Origin of the sequence: Bacillus alkalicellulosilyticus (assembly GCF_002019795.1) — a bacterium.
GTDB lineage: Bacteria > Bacillota > Bacilli > Bacillales > Bacillaceae_F > Bacillus_AO > Bacillus_AO alkalicellulosilyticum.
This window is the reverse complement of the sequence record NZ_KV917381.1, coordinates 2612628-2626268: the sequence shown is the minus strand read 5'-3', so window position 1 is coordinate 2626268 and position 13641 is coordinate 2612628. Positions and strand designations below refer to the sequence as shown.

Here is a 13641-nt window from a genome sequence, read left to right as displayed (position 1 = left end):
AGGGTGAGACAAAAGGTTGTTCTTTACCTTTTGTCTCACCCTCTTAGCAATGAGCGAAACCGCCACCATCATAAAACCCGTTGTGAGTGGGTTTTATGATGGTGGCGAGTGAAGCCATTGAGAATGTTTTGTTACCTTTGTCCCGGCCTTTTCTTCTTTTCATTTAACCAGCTTGAACTTCTTGTTTTTCTTGTTTTACTAATGCTTTATCTTCCCATTTCCTTGAACGCCAACGCCACCACAGTATGATACCTCGAACCCATTCATCAATGATAAAGGCTAACCAAATCCCAAGGATACCAAAGCCGAAATGAAGCCCTAGAATATAGTAAAGCGGTACACTCATTCCCCAGATGATAACAATGGTAACCATCATCATAAATCTAGCATCACCCGCCGCTTGTAACGATTGCCCAAGGACAATATTGGAGCATCTTCCAGGTTCAAGAAGTAAGCCCATAAGTAACATCATTGAGCCAGTTAGGATGATGTCTGGATTGCTTGTAAATAAACCAAGGAGTTGCTCTCGAAAGAGGACGATGATAATTGTTGCCACTATCGTAAGAATAATGCTCAGCTTTACACTTTTAAGCGCCTCATTATAAGCTTTTTCTCGTTCACCAGCCCCGATTTGATGTCCGACTATGATCTGGGTGCCCCTTCCTAGTGAGATAGAGAGAATAATAATGATATATAAGATATTTAACGTATAAATATTCGTAGCAAGCATGTCTGCTCCAAGTGAAGCAACAAAACCAGTTACGACTACCTGACTTCCGGAGTATGAAATTTGTCCTATTGCTGCTGGTACACCTATACTTAGCAATTTTTTAACACGTTGAAATTGCCAACGAAGAAGGTGAGGAATAGGCAGCTTTATGTTCACCTTTTTAAATAGGATATAAAAGTTAGCAATAACTCCAAGGAGTTGGCTAAAGACAGTGGCAATCGCAACACCCGTTACCCCTAATTGTGGAAATCCAAGTGCTCCAAAAATAAATAAATAATTCCCGATAATATTAACAATATTCATCCCAACGGTTACATACATAGTATATTTCGTATGACCATGAGCTTGAATGATGGCTGAAATGGTAAGCATAATGGCTTGAAGAAACAAAGCAGCTCCAACAATGAGTATATAATGATGGGCTATAGAAAAAATATCTGAATCTAATTTAAAGAACCCGAGATACGTAGAACCAAGCAAAACCATACTTAAGCTAATAATAACACCGAATATTAAATTTAATGCTAATGCATTTGCCGAGAAAATATGAATTTCATTATACTTTTTTGCACCTAAGTATTGGGCAATGACTACAGCTGTTCCAATTGCAACGAAGTTAAACAGGAAAAACATAAACATCACAAGTTGGTTAGCAACCCCAACTGCGGCTACGGCTTCATCAGAGACACGGCTTATCATAAATGTATCAGCTGTTCGAATCATCATATGTAATAGAGATTCTATAAATATCGGCCACGTAATGGCAAATAGAGTTAACTTCTTTACATTACTTTTTTCCATAATGTTATTCACCTTTTTCAAATGTTGTCTTGTATGATATTACAGTAATATAGGTATAAATACATTACATATTTCATTGAAAGGGGAGCTTTTTTTTATAGTGCTATACTGTTTTCGCACAAAACTACAAAAAAAGACATAGTTTTTCAAAATATCTAAGCTATTTTAAGTATAAAGTATAGTTTTTTGTATGCGCTTTCTAGGTTGAAAGTAGTAGTATTAAGGTAGTTATGCAATTAAAATTGTTCGCGTCTGGGGGATGGAAATGGTTAAAAAGAGGCTATTAAACCTAATAGAAAAAAGCAAAGAGCAATTTAGTAAAATCGGTAAAAAAGGCCAAAAGAAAGAAGAAGCGCTTGTTACAGACGAACTAAATGCCAATGGTAAGAAAAAAATGAAGCTAAGAACAAAGCTTGTTCTTTCCTTTGTATTGAGTTCAGTTATTCCATGTATTATCATTGCTAGTTTAGTATTTACAGTTTCAAGGAATGCGATTGAAAAACAGGTAACTGACATCACGAATGAGGTAAGTGTCCATTTAACAAGTAATGTAAATACAATCTTAGAAGAAGTGGACGAGATTATCTTAACACCATATTCAAATCGAGAATTGCTGGATGGGTTAACGATAGACCAAAGGAAAATCTCTGATCTTGAGTTTATCGCAAAAAAACAAATGGCATCAGATTTCTTTCAAAATGCAGTGAACACAACCCCTATTGTAAACGGTTTCTTTTTTGTCAATTACGATGGGGAAGTATTCGGTAATAACAATTCAACCATTCGTACAGATGACTTTATTGAGTCTAATCTAGTGGAAAATCTTAAGGTGAATAATGGTAGCTCGTTATGGGTTGGGGGATTCCAAGGTAGTTTCGATGATATTTTTGTCCTTCGAAATGTAAGAAACAATAATGGTCAAGATATTGGATTATTAGTTCTGTATATGGACATAGAAGTGTTTAATAGAGTATTTGAAACATCAGATGAAGCATCAGGACGAGCCATTTACGTTATTGATACGAACAACAAAATTGTTGCTAGTAACCTATCAGATGAAATAGGGAGTCCATATAATATTGAAACAGTTAATCAGAATGAAGAATTACTATCTGTAGAAGAATCAGCAAACGGGTGGCAGGTTGTTATTAGTACACCTAAGTCTTATTTAATGAAAGAAATGAATCAAGTTTCATATATTGTATATGTTATTCTAGCTATCTTTATTTTCTTATCAGTAGTTATTGGGGTTTTCTTAACGTTTAGTATTACAAAACCAATTAATAAATTAGTTACACTTATGAAGCATGCAGAACAAGGAAATTTAACTGTTCGTGCAGATTACACAAATAGTAATGAAATTGGTCAATTAGGAACTAGTTTTAATCAAATGTTATCGAATATCAAAACTTTAATTGAGGAAAATGTAAAGGTTTCTAAAGAGGCGTTAGCAAATGCAGAAAAAGTTAAAGAAATCTCTCTTGAAACATCTACAGCTTCTGACCTGATTGCTAGCTCTATTGAGGAAGTTGCTGACCGTGGTGTGGAACAAGTTAACTATTCAGAGAAAACAAATAAAGAAATGCATGAGTTATCAAATGAGATTAAAGAAGTGACTCAAAATGTAGCAACAGTAGCAAGGGTAACAAATGAAACGAATAAGTTAAGTGGTCAATCTATCCGTGATATTAATCAACTAGTTCAAAAGAACGAAGAGGTTGGTCGAAACAATCAACATATCTTCCAGGCTATTACAAAATTAAATAATGAAGTGAAAGCTATTCAATCGATGGTTGGTGTCATTAAAGATATAAGTGAGCAAACAAATTTACTATCTTTGAATGCGAGTATTGAAGCAGCACGTGCTGGAGAAGCTGGTAAAGGATTTTCTGTCGTTTCTCAAGAGGTAAGAAAGTTAGCTGACCAATCAAAACAAGCGACACTAGAGATTGAATCAATAATTGGAAGCATCTTAGTTCAAACGAAGAATTCAGTAAGCTTAGTTAAAATGTCTACAGAATTATTTGATGACCAAACAAAGGCAGTCGATGTAACGCGAAGTTCTTTCGAGAATATTTTGAGTACAACAGACACAATTTCAAAGGAAATGACTTCTGTAGAAGCGTCAATTGAAAGAATGGAAAATGCTAAGACACAGGTAGAACAAGTAATTTCTAAAGTGGTGCACTTGGCTGAACTGTCAGCAGCATCAACTGAGGAAATTACCGCAACAACTCAAGAGCAAGCAGCAGCTGCCGACGAACTTGGAAATTTAGCTGAAAGATTAGTTGGTACCATCATTGTGTTAGAAAAAACAATTAATAAATTTAAAATTTAAAATTTAAAACTCAGAATCTTTACTTTTTTAAGCAAAACACTTAGTTTGTTCGTTATACAAACTAAGTGTTTTATTTTATGATGGAACTTGTATATCTTTTATATTAGATATGACAGGAAAACTCTATGAACAAAGAGGGGAATCAACAGATGAAAACAGGGGTTATTAATGTAGGAGCATCAATTGGTGGTCTTAAGCAGTATTTACACTGTCTTATGGAGCGTGTTCCGGCGGGTACAACACTGATGGGGGTTGAATTTGACCCTGAAACTACTAGATTTGTAAGTAAAAATTTATTATCCGATGAAGAAACTCTCAGCAATCATCAGTTACATCCTTTTATCAAATTCATGGACGTAAAGCAAGAACATGCGATGCTATTTATCCAAGCTATTGATGAAATGAATTTTGATAATCTTTTACTTATTGGTCCTTTGGAGCGTTCAATACCACTTAGGAAATTACTTCATAATGTAACAAATATCCTTTGTATCCCGGCCTCTATTTATAATGATGATGTTGATTCTGACCTTACGTTGGGATATGACACAGCATTAAACTCAATCGTTCAAGCGGTATTACAAATTAAGGATACGGCAAGTTCACTACAAAAAAATCAAACCAGAGTATTCTCAATTCAAATTCCAGGAAATGTCTCTAGTAGTTTATTAGACGATTCTGCAATTTCGGTCGATGGAATTATTGTTCGAGATGAAAGTGAACTAGCACTTGCAAGAGTGAAAACTGAGATGGAGAGAAAGCTTAAAAAGGGTGCTACATACGTATTTTTATTTATGAACCAAGATGTAAATCCAAAGAATCTTCAAGGGAAATTAGAAGCTTTTGAACCTATGGATTTCAACATTGTTTCGATAGATGAAGCGCAATGCTTAGGTTCGCGACCAAGTGCTTTTGACACGGTATTGGCAGGAAAGTTTGCTACAAAAACGGTAAACTGGCTTCAAACTAGTGAAGGGGAAAGCATCCTACGATACCAAAATAACCAAGTGCTCGAAAAACATTTTGTTTTTAAAGTAAAGAAAAGTAACGCATAGTTTATTAGAGGAGTGATTAATTTGTCAACGAAACAAGTAAGTGTGGAACAAGTAGCGATTAATACGATTAGAACGCTATCAATTGATAGTATTGAAAAAGCGAATTCAGGTCATCCAGGTATGCCTATGGGTGCAGCACCTATGGCGTATGCGTTATATGCTAAACATATGCAACATAATCCTAGTAACCCTACGTGGTTTAACCGTGACCGTTTTGTATTATCTGCAGGTCATGGCTCAATGCTTTTATACAGCTTGTTACACTTATCTGGTTATGATGTATCAATTGATGATTTAAAAAGCTTTCGTCAATGGGGTAGTAAAACACCTGGTCACCCAGAATTCGGTCACACTGCAGGTGTTGATGCAACGACTGGTCCATTAGGACAAGGGTTTGGAATGGCTGTCGGAATGGCAATGACAGAAGCTCATTTGGCTGCAACGTATAACAAAGAGCAATTCCCAGTTGTTGATCATTATACGTATTGTATTTGTGGTGATGGAGATTTAATGGAAGGTATTTCTTCTGAAGCTGCATCTTTGGCAGGACATTTAAAATTAGGTAAATTAGTCGTTTTATATGACTCAAATGATATTTCCTTAGATGGCGATTTAAATATGTCGTTCTCTGAAGATGTAAAAGGACGCTTTACAGCATATAACTGGCACTATCTTCGCGTAGAAGACGGTAATGATTTAGAAGCTATTAATAACGCTATTGCTCTTGCAAAAACAGATGAGCGCCCTACGTTAATTGAAGTGAAAACAACGATTGGTTATGGTTCACCTAACAAAGCTGGAAAATCAGCTTCACACGGTGCTCCATTAGGTGCTGCTGAAATCGAACAAACTAAACAAGTATATGGTTGGAATTATGAAGAGGAATTTCATGTTCCTGCTGAAGTAACGGCATTATTTGACCAAGTCAAACAACAAGGAATTCAACAAGAAGAAAAATGGAACCAATTACTAGAATCATATAAACAACAGTTTCAAGAGTTAGGTGAACAACTCGAGTTAGCGATTAGTGGAGAATTACCAGTTGGCTGGGATACAGATGTTCCTACGTATGTGGCTGGGAAAGATAAAGTAGCGACTCGTTCTTCGGGTGGAGATGCGTTAAATGCGTTAGCTAAGAAGGTTCCATCTGTTTTTGGTGGTTCTGCGGATTTAGCATCTTCTAATAAAACAATGCTAAAGGGAGAAGCGAACTTTAGTGCTGTGGACTATAGCGGACGTAATGTATGGTACGGTGTACGTGAATTTGCGATGGGTGCAATGGTAAACGGTATGGCTCTTCATGGAGGAGTGAAGCCATTTGGTTCAACATTCTTTGTGTTCTCTGATTATTTACGTCCAGCTGTAAGATTGTCAGCTTTAATGAAGCTTCCAGTCACATTCGTGTTTACTCATGATAGCATTGCGGTTGGTGAAGATGGACCTACACATGAGCCTGTTGAACAACTTGCATCATTCCGTGCGATGCCTGGCTTAAATATCATTCGACCAGCTGATAGCAACGAAACGGTAGCGGCATGGAAGGTAGCACTTGAAAGTAAGGATGAGCCAACTATTTTAGTATTAAGTCGTCAAGACCTATTAACGACGGCAGAATCTGTAGAAGTAGCGTATGAAGGAGTTCAAAAAGGAGCATATGTTATTTCTCCAGCACAAGGGGAAGCTGAAGGGTTATTGTTAGCGGCAGGTTCTGAGGTACCACTTGCTGTTGAAGCGCAACAGGCACTTGCCAAAGAAGGAATTTCAGTTTCAGTTGTTAGTATGCCAAGCTGGAGTCAATTTGAGAAACAATCAAAGGAGTATAAAGAAAGTGTACTTCCGAAGAGTGTGAAAGCTCGTCTAGCGATTGAAATGGGTTCTTCGATTGGTTGGCATAAATACGTTGGCGATGAAGGTGATGTAATCGCTATTGACCAATTTGGAGCATCTGCAGCTATGGACCGCATTTTAACAGAGTACGGGTTTACGGTTGAAAATTTAGTAGCACAAATGAAAAACGTTTTAAATAAATAAACGATAAAAAGCGTTCAGGACTGCTCCTGAACGCTTTTGTTTATTGATGAAGTTGTTGAGAACGGCTTACTCAAAGATGTTCTTGAAAGCAATCCAGGAAGGGCGATGGCTCCTCTCACTGCGCGTCAACAAAAGAACCTCATTTTTGTTTGACGGTAATAAGGTTATAGAGATATAAGCTAGGATGGAGGATTTTGAAAGTGATTCTTAGAGCATTTTAGCTTATACAAAGAAGAGCACTGGCTCCGCTCGCTACGCGTCAAACAAAAGAACCCCACTTTTGTTTGACTTTAAAAGAGGTAGCGGCTGCGCTCAGTGCTTCTAATAAAACCGGCGAGCCGGTTTTATTACCATATTTTAAAGTTGCCGCTTAGGGCTAGCACGGCAAATAGATATAGGCAGTTATCATAATAACGTCTATCGCCAGAGCGTACAGGTGTATTCCAAAATAATTCAACATTTTGTCTAGCGTAAGGCCCATCTACAGTTGCGAGTGAGGCCATTGCGTTGGTAGCGACTAGACCAACAGGATGAAGAGATTTTTCTTCAAATGGCGTACCATCGATTTTATAACGACGATAATCGCTAGGCTCTTTATCGGCAAAAAATCCTTGGATTTTATTCGCTAATTCAGTTTCCCACTCGTCTCCTCTAAACCATTCATAGTCAAGACCAATATTGGCTGCTACTCGGTAAGAGTCACTGAAAAAATGGCCGAATCCTCTCTCATCATTTGGTGTACCGTCGTAGAAAGCATACTCAGGAGCGAGACCTGTTTCAGGGTGACAAGCAATTTTTAAATATTCACGACTTGCCGCCGCTGCTTCTTTCCAAAACGGACGGTCTTCTTCATTTGCCCATAGTGCAAAGAGCTCATAAAAATGAGGTAGATGATAAGAAGGGTCACTATATTCAAATTCAGGAACGAACTTAATTAGTTTGTTGTCTGGGTTCCACATCGGATAGCCCTCGCCATCTTCACCATTATGGATACAAGTGTGAAGAAGGTCTTTGGCATGTTTGCTATAATTAAATACCTCATCCTCACCATCTCCCCAGCGGTGTGCGGCAAAGAATAGTGCAAGTGCAAAGTATTCTTCACCATCTGGAGCAGGACCATAGGCATTTTTCTTTCCTTCAGGACTACATGACCAAGCAAAATATCCTGCATGTTTTCCTTCTGTCATATACATATATTTCATTGTCCATCGCCATAATCGGTCGAAAATATCCTTGTCATCCATTTGAACAGCCATCATCATACCGTATGACATGCCTTCTGTTCGAACATCGTGATTACCTGTGTCTAACATATAGCCAAGATCATCACCGACTTCAAAATAAATACGGTTCGGGCCTTCAAGAATAAAAAGCTCTTCCCACGTATTCTTTACTTTTGCAGCTATTTCAGCGTCAGAGTAGCCGTATTCCTTGAATAAATTGCGATATTGTCCTGTGTAAAATGCTCCGTCTTTTTGTACCATTTGGATGATACCTCCTTAATATTTGGTTGTATTGATAAGCTAGGTTTAGCGGCTCACTAGTGTACAAGTATAAACTTTTTAAAAGAGTTGTAATGAAACTGTCATGTTCAATGTACGGAAGTAAAAAAACATTACGATCGTATATGTATTCCTTTTGCTACACAATTCTTAGTTTGCCTCTCCAACAAAAAAAGATTACAATCACCTTGAAAACGTTTACATTTGTTGAGGTGATTTGTTTTATTTTCATAGATACCTCCTTTTTGGAAAGTATATCAAAAAAGAGAAGATGGTTTAATAAAAGAACTATAGAAAATATTTTGGAAAGTAAAGTGAATTTTAAAAAGAAAGAGTTATTCTAGATTATTTATGCTAGAATAGTATAGTATTTTCAATTCAAGATGATTTATTAAATTTTTTAAAGCGAAGACTTTACTTTAAGTGTTGAGAATTTTAGAGTTATCATTTACGATTAAATATCGATGCTTTATATAATGGAATTTAAGCGTTTACAAACCCTTATAAGGAAAGGGAGGGAAGAATATGAAACACATTGTGCTTTTTATGGGTTTTTTAATGATACTATCAGCTTGTGGTGGGCAGTCTGACGTAGATGAAAACATAAACATTATGTTACTTTCGGATATTCCGTCCTCATTTGAAGAAAGAATAACTGAGATCGTTTCAAACGTAGTAACTGAAGATAAGGGTCTTGATATCATTGTTAATGCATTTCCGATTTCTCATGATAAATTAACAGTTGAAATCGTAGCAAAGGAAGTCGATATTTTTATCGTTGAAGAGTCATTACGCCATATCTTATTGGATTCATATGGCTTAACACCTCTTGATCAATTAAAAGACGATATCCCTGCAAACGTTAATTATGAAAATTATATGTTGTTAGATGAAGAAACTGGAGACTATCGTTTGTATGCCGTCCCTTTAACAAATGATTCAGCTTTTCTTTATGACTTAGGAATTAAACTTCCTACGGATTTATTGGCCGTAATTGTAGTTCATAGTCAACATCAAGAGCTCGGCATGGAATTGTTAAAGGAACTTTTATAACAACTTTGCGAAATTTGCTGAAAAAAGGGGAGTGAAGGGATATGCAAGTGAGCTGGATGTCTAGTAAATTTTATCGCACATGTGAATGGGTTTGGCGTGTCGCGTATGTTAATATACTTTGGTTATTTGCTACGCTAGCTGGTCTTGTTATTTTAGGGATTGTTCCAGCGACAGTGGCGATGTTTGCAGTTATTCGAAAGTGGTTGATAAAGGATTCTGATATACCAATATTCATGACATTTATCAGCGCCTTCAAAAGAGAATTTGTAAAAAGTAACTTGCTGGCCTTGATTTTTGTAGCTGTTGGATATGTAATTTACTTTAATTACACATATTTAGCTACGATTGATGGCTTTGGTCATATGATTTTGTTAATCGGTTTGCTATTTGCTGCTTTTATATATGTAATTGCACTACTATTTATTTTCCCGGTCTTTGTTCATTTTGACCTTAAATTGCTCCAATATATTAAAACGGCGATTATTATTGGTATTGTTAATCCGCTTGCATTAATAACATTAGCAATTAGCTTTGTTCTTTTGTTTTTCCTTTTCTATTACATGCCAGGACTTATGCCGTTCTTCGGACCGTGTCTTGTTGGTTTAGTTACTATGTGGTGTGGTTCAATGGCGATTGAAAGAGTGGAAAGAAAACAAGGAATGCTGTTATCTAAAGAGGAAGATAATAAACAGTAATCATAATTTTTGAAGATACATTCAGAAATCATTCTTCAAAAGGTGGGTTAGTTAATGAATAAAGTAATATTAGTAGATGATGAAGTGTTTGTTCGTAAAGGATTACGAAGTTTAATTGATTGGCAAGCGCTCGGTTGTGAGGTTTGTGGTGAAGCCGACAATGGAGAAGATGCCTTTCAACTCATACAGGAATACAACCCAGATATTGTGATTACAGATGTGAGAATGCCTGTTGTAGACGGATTAGAATTAATCAAAAAAGTAAGAGAGACGACGGATTTAAACACGCAGTTTATTATTATTAGTGGGTATAACGATTTTTCCTATGCGCAACAAGCAGTTAGGTATAAAGTGTTTGATTTTGTTTTAAAGCCGATTGACCAAGAAGAGCTTGAGGAAACATTGGGAAAGCTTGGAGAAAAACTAAAAGGTGAAAAAGAAGAAAGAGACAAAAAACAAAAGGCATTATTTGAACAAGCTTTTACGCAATTGTTAGAAGGTCGTATCCATGACCTGGTTGTTGAAGAATGGATAAAACAAAGTAATATAAGTCAGAGTGATTATTTTTATTATGTTCTTGTAGAGTTGAATAATATCCTTTGGAAAGAAAATGATAAGAGTATGAAAGATCTGAAGGATTGTATTAAAGATTCAATTCCCTTTCTTATCGGAGAGAAAAAAGAAGTTTTTTTATATGAGCAACAAAATAATGCATTAGGGTTATTAATTTCATCCGACCATCTTATGAAAGTACAGGGCGATATACATGTTTTTGCTGACAAAATACATCATTTCATTAGCAATCGTCATCTCCAAGCTACCATATGTGTAGGAAGTAAAATTGAACGCGTTGCGGAAATGAAGCGAACATATGACACAGCTAATGACATCCGTAATTATAAATATATCCTTGATGAAAATAAACCAATCATTTTTGAAGAAGTAAAAGAGATTTCTGTTACGTATAATGAATTAAATAATAAATTGTATTCCTCTTTAATGGATCAAATCGAGGAGAATAAAGTTGATATTATCACAGAAATCATTGAAGAAATTTTTGGGGAATTTAAATCGAAAATGTTTGCCCCGAAAGCGGTTAAAACTTCTATTAATCGCTTAGTCTACGGTGTAATCCAAACGATTAATGGCATGGATGGAAACGAAAATAACTTGCCGACATTAAAGACGATGATTCGGTGGGAAGAAAAAAACTTAGATGTAAAAGAGTTAAAGCGTGTGTTTACGACGTTTATTGTTGAAGCTGCTTCCTATATTCAAGAGTTACGTAAAGATAATATGAAAGGCGACATTTATAAAGTGAAAGCTTATATTGAAAATAACTATCATTTGAATATAAGTTTAAAAAGTATCGCCAATAAATACTTCATGAATCCTGTATATATGGGACAGTTGTTTAAAAAGACGTTTGGCATGTACTTTAAAGATTTTTTGTTAAACATTCGCATCGATGAAGCGAAGCGTCTCCTTCGCCAAACTGATATGAGGGTATATGAAGTGGCAGACAAAGTTGGATTTGGTAGTACTGATTATTTTGTCACCCAATTTGAAAAGATTAATAAAATGACTCCCACTGAATATAGAAACCATCTCTTACAAAAAGAGAAGAAGAAGGATTAGGTTATGATTCCTTCTAAATATCGGTTTAATAACATTAAACTTCGCAATAAGTTATTAATTTTGTATATCCTATTGGTTTTCATTCCTATCGTTGTTACGAATGTTGTTTTTTACAATATAACGATGAACAATATTAAAAAACAAAAGATGAATGATGTACAACTCGTGCTCGATCAAATCACGTCGGAATTTTTGACAACAATTGAACAAGCTGTTGGAATTTCGACTCGGTTTTATACAGACAATCATATGTATGATTTTTTTGATGAAGAATATACAACAACGATATCATATGTTGAAGCTTATGATTTTTACTTACGCTATCTAAATCGCTTTAGTCCCATTTATTATTCGATACAGTCGCTGACTTTTTATACAGATAATCCTTCAGTCATTTATGCTGGTGGAGTTCGACCTATCTCAGAAGCTACGCTGAACACAACCTGGTATCAGGAAATTAGTGACTCACGATATCCGGTATTTATGAGACCTAATCCAACCGAAGAATATGAGATGTTTAGTGTCATTCGAAAATTAGATTATTATATAAATAAGTCTAAGCATTCAAAGATTATAAAAATAGACATCAACCCTTTAACCATTCGACAAATTTTTAATAACGTGACGTTCCAAGGCAAAGTGTATTTGCTCAACGAAGATGGAATTATTGAATACTCTAATGATGAACATTTTGATTGGAAAACGAGTGCTATTGATTTTGATACGATAGAAATGCCTTCAGATACAATTCTTTTAGAAGAGGCATTTTTACCTGGAAATTACCTTGACGGTTGGAAGATTGTTGGAGCAATTGAAGAAAGTGACATACTAGAGGAACTGTATAATTCCCGAATGATTATTATGATTTTGGCAAGTATCAATTTTCTTTTTCCATCATTAGTTATTATTTTTATCTCAAGATCACTACATGTTAGACTATTACGTGTTCTAAAGCATATGAAAAAGATGAAAAATCAAAACTTTGAAACGATAAAATATGCTGATGATAAAGATGAAATCGGGGAATTAACAAGAGAATTTAATCGCATGTCGAGGACAATTAAAAAACTAATAAATGAAGTGTATATTGCAAATATCGAAAAAAAGGACCTAGAATTAAAAGAAAAGCAAGCCCAATTAAGTGCATTGCAGAGTCAAATCAATCCTCACTTTTTGTTTAATGCACTTGAAACAATTCGGATGAGAAGTGTGATGAAAGGTGAAAAAGAAACAGCAAAAATCATTCAAAACATGGCAAAGATATTTAGGAACTCATTAACATGGAATAAAGAATGGGTAACTGTAAGAGAAGAAATGAAATTAGTCATATGTTTCCTCGAGATTCAAAAATATCGATTTGGTGATAAGCTAGAATATACGATTAACGTAACAGAGGATGCGTACGACTGTATTATACCAAACCTAGCCTTTTTACCGTTTGTCGAAAATGCGAGTATTCATGGAATTGAAGCCGTCAAAGAAAAGGGGATAATCAACCTCCAAGTTGATTTGATTGATGGTTATCTTGTGTATACGTTACAAGATAATGGTGCGGGGATGTCTAAAGAAGTATTGGATACATTAGTAGCAGAGTTGAAATCAGATAATAGCATGGGAGATAGTGTCGGAATTAAAAATGTCTATTACCGATTGAAACTATATTATAAAGAAGACTTTGACTTTACTATCGTTAGTAATCCAAATCAAGGGACTACCGTAACGATTAAACTTCAATGTAAAAATAGTTATTATTAAGTGTAACGGAACTGGGAATGTATACAGTTCCTTCTTTTTTGAC

9 protein-coding genes are annotated in these 13641 nt (G+C 35.6%); 7 read left to right on the top strand and 2 right to left on the bottom strand.

All coding sequences use genetic code 11. The annotated features are described in order from the left end of the window. Positions 1–163 precede the first annotated feature (163 nt). Entirely contained in the window at positions 164–1531 is a 1368-nt protein-coding gene (locus tag BK585_RS13195; protein WP_078553878.1) for an MATE family efflux transporter, read from the bottom strand. A 265-nt stretch (positions 1532–1796) separates the two neighbouring features. On the opposite strand from BK585_RS13195, the gene BK585_RS24990 reads away from it, so the two are divergent. The 3 genes from BK585_RS24990 to tkt all read left to right on the top strand — a co-directional run bounded on the left by BK585_RS24990 (position 1797) and on the right by tkt (position 6955). Continuing rightward, positions 1797–3869 (top strand): methyl-accepting chemotaxis protein, encoded by a 2073-nt coding sequence (locus BK585_RS24990; RefSeq protein WP_170885582.1) that lies wholly within the window; start codon positions 1797–1799, stop codon positions 3867–3869. Positions 3870–4018: 149 nt separating this feature from the next. Further along, the gene (locus BK585_RS13185; protein WP_078553875.1) at positions 4019–4924 is read left to right on the top strand and encodes a 6-phosphofructokinase; all 906 of its coding nucleotides are present in this window, start codon (positions 4019–4021) and stop codon (positions 4922–4924) included. A 21-nt stretch (positions 4925–4945) separates the two neighbouring features. Beyond that, positions 4946–6955, top strand: coding sequence for a transketolase (tkt, locus tag BK585_RS13180; RefSeq protein ID WP_078553873.1), 2010 nt, complete (start codon positions 4946–4948; stop codon positions 6953–6955). A 347-nt stretch (positions 6956–7302) separates the two neighbouring features. Here the strand turns inward: tkt and BK585_RS13175 are convergent, their stop codons facing one another. Beyond that, the gene (locus tag BK585_RS13175; RefSeq protein ID WP_139367561.1) at positions 7303–8439 is read right to left on the bottom strand and encodes a family 8 glycosyl hydrolase; all 1137 of its coding nucleotides are present in this window, start codon (positions 8437–8439) and stop codon (positions 7303–7305) included. 543 nt (positions 8440–8982) lie between these two features. Between BK585_RS13175 and BK585_RS13170 the strand changes: the two genes are divergently transcribed. Genes BK585_RS13170 through BK585_RS13155 form a run of 4 tightly spaced genes read left to right on the top strand, consistent with a single transcriptional unit; the run spans position 8983 to position 13598 of the window. Continuing rightward, positions 8983–9510: a hypothetical protein gene (locus BK585_RS13170; protein ID WP_078553869.1), complete on the top strand. Its 528-nt coding sequence runs from the start codon at positions 8983–8985 to the stop codon at positions 9508–9510. 41 nt (positions 9511–9551) lie between these two features. Continuing rightward, positions 9552–10205, top strand: a complete 654-nt coding sequence (locus BK585_RS13165) for a YesL family protein (RefSeq protein WP_078553867.1) — start codon at positions 9552–9554, stop codon at positions 10203–10205. A gap of 54 nt (positions 10206–10259) precedes the next feature. Then, entirely contained in the window at positions 10260–11843 is a 1584-nt protein-coding gene (locus BK585_RS13160) for a response regulator transcription factor (protein WP_078553865.1), read from the top strand. Between the two features lie 3 nt (positions 11844–11846). Further along, entirely contained in the window at positions 11847–13598 is a 1752-nt protein-coding gene (locus BK585_RS13155) for a sensor histidine kinase (protein WP_078553863.1), read from the top strand. The last annotated feature ends 43 nt before the right edge of the window (positions 13599–13641 follow it).

What these genes read in the sequence shown, in the direction of transcription:
- BK585_RS13165 (WP_078553867.1), top strand. Translation starts at nt 9,552, where the DNA reads ATGCAAGTGAGCTGGATGTCTAGTAAATTTTATCGCACATGTGAATGG.
- BK585_RS13185 (WP_078553875.1), top strand. Translation starts at nt 4,019, where the DNA reads ATGAAAACAGGGGTTATTAATGTAGGAGCATCAATTGGTGGTCTTAAG.
- BK585_RS13175 (WP_139367561.1), bottom strand. Translation starts at nt 8,439, where the DNA reads ATGGTACAAAAAGACGGAGCATTTTACACAGGACAATATCGCAATTTA.
- BK585_RS13195 (WP_078553878.1), bottom strand. Translation starts at nt 1,531, where the DNA reads ATGGAAAAAAGTAATGTAAAGAAGTTAACTCTATTTGCCATTACGTGG.
- BK585_RS24990 (WP_170885582.1), top strand. Translation starts at nt 1,797, where the DNA reads ATGGTTAAAAAGAGGCTATTAAACCTAATAGAAAAAAGCAAAGAGCAA.
- BK585_RS13160 (WP_078553865.1), top strand. Translation starts at nt 10,260, where the DNA reads ATGAATAAAGTAATATTAGTAGATGATGAAGTGTTTGTTCGTAAAGGA.
- BK585_RS13170 (WP_078553869.1), top strand. Translation starts at nt 8,983, where the DNA reads ATGAAACACATTGTGCTTTTTATGGGTTTTTTAATGATACTATCAGCT.
- BK585_RS13155 (WP_078553863.1), top strand. Translation starts at nt 11,847, where the DNA reads ATGATTCCTTCTAAATATCGGTTTAATAACATTAAACTTCGCAATAAG.